This window comes from Agromyces binzhouensis (genome assembly GCF_004135055.1).
Lineage (GTDB): Bacteria > Actinomycetota > Actinomycetes > Actinomycetales > Microbacteriaceae > Agromyces > Agromyces binzhouensis.
Window position 1 is genome coordinate 1 of sequence record NZ_SDPL01000242.1, and the last position, 4,640, is coordinate 4,640.

Genomic DNA, 4,640 nt, shown 5'->3' on the forward strand with positions numbered 1-4,640 from the left:
CGCGAGCCGGCTCGCGACGGCGAGCGCGTCGGCGCCGGCGGCGTTGGCCGTGTAGCCGACGAGGATGCCCGACGCGGTCATGCCCGGGCCTCGATCGCCTCGAGCGCCTGCGCGGCGACGAGGCGCCCCATGCGGATGGCGCCGTCGACGTGCTGGTACCCCTTGCCCGCCATGTCGGAGCAGGCGAAGCGGATCGGACCGACCGGCGTGCGCAGGTCGGCGCCGTAGCGCGCGAGGCCGCCCATGTCGAAGCTCGCGGCGTACGCCCCGCGCGTCCACTCCTCCGAGCCCCAGTCGGACTCGTAGTAGACGACCGGGTGCTTGGCCTGCTCGCCGTAGTAGTGCGAGAGCGACTCGAGGATGCGCTCCTTGCGCTCCTCCGCGCTCAGCCGGAACACCTCGTCGGCGGCCTCGTCGGACACGAAGCCGACGAGCGTGCCGCGGGTGTCGCCGTGGTTGGTGTTGTCGTAGGCCTCGTGCGAGAGCTCGTACGGGCTGAACGCCGTGCCCGACAGGCCCTGCTCCCGCCAGAACGGCGTCTCGTAGACGGCGTGCACCTTGATCACGAAGCCCATCGAGACGTGCTGGTGCATCTGGTGCTGGAGGCGCGGCAGCGGCGGCTCGTACGAGATGCGGTCGTACAGGATCGGCGCGAGCGCGAGCACGACCTGCGAGGCGTGCACCTCGAGCGAGTCGCTGATCACCGTGACGCCGGCCTCGGGCGCCTCCGGGTTCCATCGGACGGTGCGCACCGGCTGCCCGAGCTTCACGGCGTCGCCGAGGCGCTCGGCGAGGAGCAGCGGCACCTGCTGGAGGCCGCCGACGACGCGCTTGTCGAGGATGAAGTCGGCGTCGACGAGGTTCGAGAACGAGCCCGCGGAGGCCGCCATCAGCAGCGCCTGCAGCGCCGAGAACGCGTGGGTCGGCTTGGTGAGCATCGCGCCGGCGATGAACATGCCGATGTTGAGCTTGGCCTCCTCGTCGTCGGTCTGCGTCCCGAGCCACTCGGCGAACGAGATCTCGTCGAGCTCCTTCGCGCGGGGGTGCGCCCACGGCTGCTCGGGATCGATCTCGGCGACGAGCTGGTCGAGCTTCTCGATGAGGCCGACGATCTCGCCCTCGGTGCGCGCGGGCACCGGGAAGATCTCGCCCTCGAAGAGACGCCGCTCGCCGTCCTCGGCGATGTAGACGTTCCGTCCCTCGCGGTAGCGCTCGTACGTCTCGAGGCCGAGCTCGTCGAGGGTCTCGATGAGCGCGTCCTGGTCGGGCGAGACCCACTGGCCGCCGATCTCGAGCATGGCGCCGTCGACGTCGCCGGTCCAGAGCCGGCCGCCGACGCGGTCGCGCGCCTCGAGCACGACGACGTCGCGCCCGGCCTTCACGAGCTCGGTCGCGGCGGTGAGGCCGGCGGCGCCTGCGCCGACGATGACGACGTCGGTGTCGATGCGTTCCATGGTGGAGGTGCTTTCTGTGCGTGGTGCTGCGGCGCTCCGGAGCGGAGCGGAGAGGGTGGGACGGATGCCGCGGCGCGCGGCGGACGTGCGGCGCGGGCCGCGGCATCCGTCGCCGGCGGTCAGGCCGGGATCAGGGTGTACTTCGTGTCGAGGAACTCGTGGATGCCCTCGAAGCCGCCCTCGCGGCCGATGCCCGACTGCTTGACGCCACCGAAGGGCGCTGCCGCGTTCGAGACGAGGCCCGTGTTCAGGCCCATCATGCCGGTGTCGAGGCGGTCGATCATGCGGTGGCCGCGGGCGAGGTCCTGCGTGAACACGTACGAGATGAGGCCGTACTCGGTGGAGTTGGCCAGGCGAACGGCCTCGTCCTCGTCCGCGAACGTGGTGATGCCGAGCACCGGTCCGAAGATCTCCTCGCGGAGCAGGCGGGCGTCGTCCGACACGTCGCCCAGCACGGTCGGCGCGTAGAACGAGCCGGCGCCGTCGATCGCCGAGCCGCCGGCGAGGACGGTGGCGCCCTTCGAGACGGCGTCCGTCACGAGCTCGTGCGTCGACGCGACCGCGTCGTCGTCGATGAGCGGGCCGATGTGCACGCCGTCCTCGGTGCCGCGGCCGACGTTCATGCCGGAGACCCGCTCGGTGACGCGGCGCGCGAACTCGGCCGCGACCGACTCGTGCACGATGAAGCGATTGGCCGCCGTGCAGGCCTGGCCGATGTTGCGGAACTTCGCGACCATGGCGCCCTCGACCGCCTTGTCGAGGTCGGCGTCCTCGAACACGACGAACGGCGCGTTGCCGCCGAGCTCCATCGAGGTGCGGAGGATGCCCTGCGCCGACTGCTCGATGAGCTTGCGGCCGACCTCGGTCGAGCCGGTGAACGAGAGCTTGCGCAGGCGCGGGTCGGCGATGATCGGGCCCGAGACCTTCGACGAGCTGGTCGTCGTGACGACGTTGACGACGCCCTTCGGAAGCCCGACCTCCTCGAGCAGCTGCACGAACGCGATGGTCGTGAGCGGCGTGAGCGCGGCGGGCTTGACGACCACGGTGCAGCCCGCGGCGAGCGCCGGCGCGATCTTGCGGGTCGCCATCGCGAGCGGGAAGTTCCACGGCGTGATGAAGTACGACGGGCCGACGGGGCGCTGCGCGACCACGATCCGGCCGGTGCCCTCGGGGTTCCAGCCGTACCGGCCGGTGATGCGCACGGCCTCCTCGCTGAACCAGCGGAGGAACTCGCCGCCGTACTTGACCTCGCCACGCGCCTCGGCGAGCGGCTTGCCCATCTCGAGCGTCATGAGGAGGGCGAAGTCCTCGGCCCGCTCCATGAGCGTGTCGAAGGCGCGGCGGAGGATCTCGCCGCGCTCGCGCGGCGCGGTCGCGGCCCACGAGGCCTGCGCGGCCACGGCCGCGTCGAGCGCGCGGATGCCGTCGGCGGGCGAGGCGTCGGCGATGGTCTTGATCACGTCGCCGGTGGACGGGTCGCGGACCTCGAAGGTCCGGCCGTCCTCGGCCGCGATCCACTCGCCGCCGATGTAGAGGCCGTCGGCGACCTGGTCGAGGAGTGCGGATTCCTGCGTTGCAGTGGTCATGCTCGGAGTGTCCGTTCGTTCGGTGTGCGCTGGTGGCGCGCGATCACGGGTAGAGGCCGCGGAGGCGGTGCGCCTCGGCGACGCGCTCGACGGCGAGCGCCGTGGCGGCGGTGCGGAGCGAGAGGTCGCGGGCCTCGGCGTAGCCGAGGACGTGACGCCAGGCGTTCAGCATCCGCTCCTCAAGTCTGCTCTCGACCTCGTCGACCCGCCACCAGTACGCCTGGTTGGCCTGGACCCATTCGAAGTACGAGACGATGACACCGCCCGCGTTGGCGAGGATGTCGGGGACGACGACTGCGCCGCGTTCCCGGAGGATCGCGTCGGCGGCCGGGGTGGTCGGGCCGTTGGCGCCCTCGACGACGACGCTCGCGAGCACGTCGCGGGCGTTGCCCTCGTGCAGCACGCCCTCGACCGCGGCCGGGACGAGCAGGTCGACGTCCTGCGTGAGCACCGCGTCGCGGTCGAGTTCGTCGCCTCCGGCGAAGCCGACGACCGAGCCCGTCGCGCGCACGTGGTCGGAGAGCGCCTCGATGTCGAGGCCGGCGTCGCTGCGCACGGCGCCGTACTGGTCGCTCACGGCGGTGACCTTCACGCCCGCCTCGGAGAGGAAGCGGGCGGCATCCGCACCGACCTTGCCGAAGCCCTGCACGGCGGCCGAGGCGCGCGACGGCTCGATGCCCGCGTGCCGCAGTGCGGCGAGCGCGATGTGCGTCACGCCGCGGCTGGTCGCCGAGGCGCGGCCCAGCGAGCCGCCGAGCGAGATGGGCTTGCCGGTCACGATGCCGGGCACGGTGTACCCGGAGTTCACCGAGTAGGTGTCCATCATCCAGGCCATGGTGCGCTCGTCGGTGCCGATGTCGGGCGCGGGGATGTCGCGCTCCGGTCCGATGATCGGCAGGATCTCGCTCGTGTAGCGGCGCGTGACGCGCTCGAGCTCGCCGACCGAGTGGTCGCGCGGGTCGATCGCGACGCCGCCCTTCGCGCCGCCGTACGGCACGTCGAGCAGGGCGCACTTCCAGGTCATCCACATGGCGAGCGCGCGCACCTCGTCGAGGTTCACGTTCGGCGCGTAGCGGAGGCCGCCCTTGGCGGGGCCGCGGCTGAAGTTGTGCTGCACGCGGTAGCCGAGGTACACCTCGGTCTCACCGGTGTCGCGCCGCAGCGGCACCGCGACCGCCATCTCGCGGCGCGGGGTCGCGAGCATGCGGTGCAGGCCGTCGCCGTACCCGAGCAGGTCGATCGCCTCGGCCAGCTGGGCGCGGGCGTCGACGAGCGGGGTCGGCTCGGCGTCGGCGACCGCGAGCGCGGATGCCGCGGCGGTCGGGATCACGGGCGACGCCGTCGTCGCCGTCACGGGGTTCATGCGTTCCGCAGCCCTTCCGCGACGACCTCGAGGCCCTCGACGAGCAGGTCGTCCGAGATGGTGAGCGGCGGGAGGAAGCGGATGACGTTGCCGTAGGTGCCGCAGGTGAGCACGAGCACGCCGTTGGCGTGGGCGTGCGCGGCGACCTTGGCCGTGAGCGCCGCGTCGGGCGCGCCGGTGGCGGGGTCGACGAGCTCGACGGCGACCATGGCGCCGCGGCCGCGGACGTCGCCGATG

At 72.3% G+C, this 4,640-nt stretch carries 4 protein-coding genes; all 4 read right to left on the reverse strand.

The window, feature by feature from the left end:
* Positions 1-77: 77 nt before the first annotated feature.
* On the reverse strand, positions 78-1,454 hold the full coding sequence (locus tag ESO86_RS11680; RefSeq protein WP_129235190.1) for a flavin monoamine oxidase family protein: 1,377 nt from the start codon (positions 1,452-1,454) through the stop codon (positions 78-80).
* Positions 1,455-1,573: 119 nt separating this feature from the next.
* The gene (locus ESO86_RS11685) at positions 1,574-3,040 is read right to left on the reverse strand and encodes an NAD-dependent succinate-semialdehyde dehydrogenase (RefSeq protein WP_129235191.1); all 1,467 of its coding nucleotides are present in this window, start codon (positions 3,038-3,040) and stop codon (positions 1,574-1,576) included.
* A gap of 43 nt (positions 3,041-3,083) precedes the next feature.
* A complete protein-coding gene (locus ESO86_RS11690) occupies positions 3,084-4,403 on the reverse strand; it encodes a Glu/Leu/Phe/Val family dehydrogenase (protein ID WP_129235192.1) in 1,320 nt (439 codons plus the stop codon).
* A partial coding sequence (locus ESO86_RS11695) for an aminotransferase class III-fold pyridoxal phosphate-dependent enzyme (RefSeq protein ID WP_129235193.1) occupies positions 4,400-4,640 on the reverse strand: 241 nt, incomplete at its 5' end. The genes ESO86_RS11695 and ESO86_RS11690, both read right to left, overlap by 4 nt.

Excerpts from the sequence above, each read along its gene's own strand:
- ESO86_RS11680 (WP_129235190.1), bottom strand. The coding sequence starts at position 1,454 with ATGGAACGCATCGACACCGACGTCGTCATCGTCGGCGCAGGCGCCGCC.
- ESO86_RS11685 (WP_129235191.1), bottom strand. The coding sequence starts at position 3,040 with ATGACCACTGCAACGCAGGAATCCGCACTCCTCGACCAGGTCGCCGAC.
- ESO86_RS11690 (WP_129235192.1), bottom strand. The coding sequence starts at position 4,403 with ATGAACCCCGTGACGGCGACGACGGCGTCGCCCGTGATCCCGACCGCC.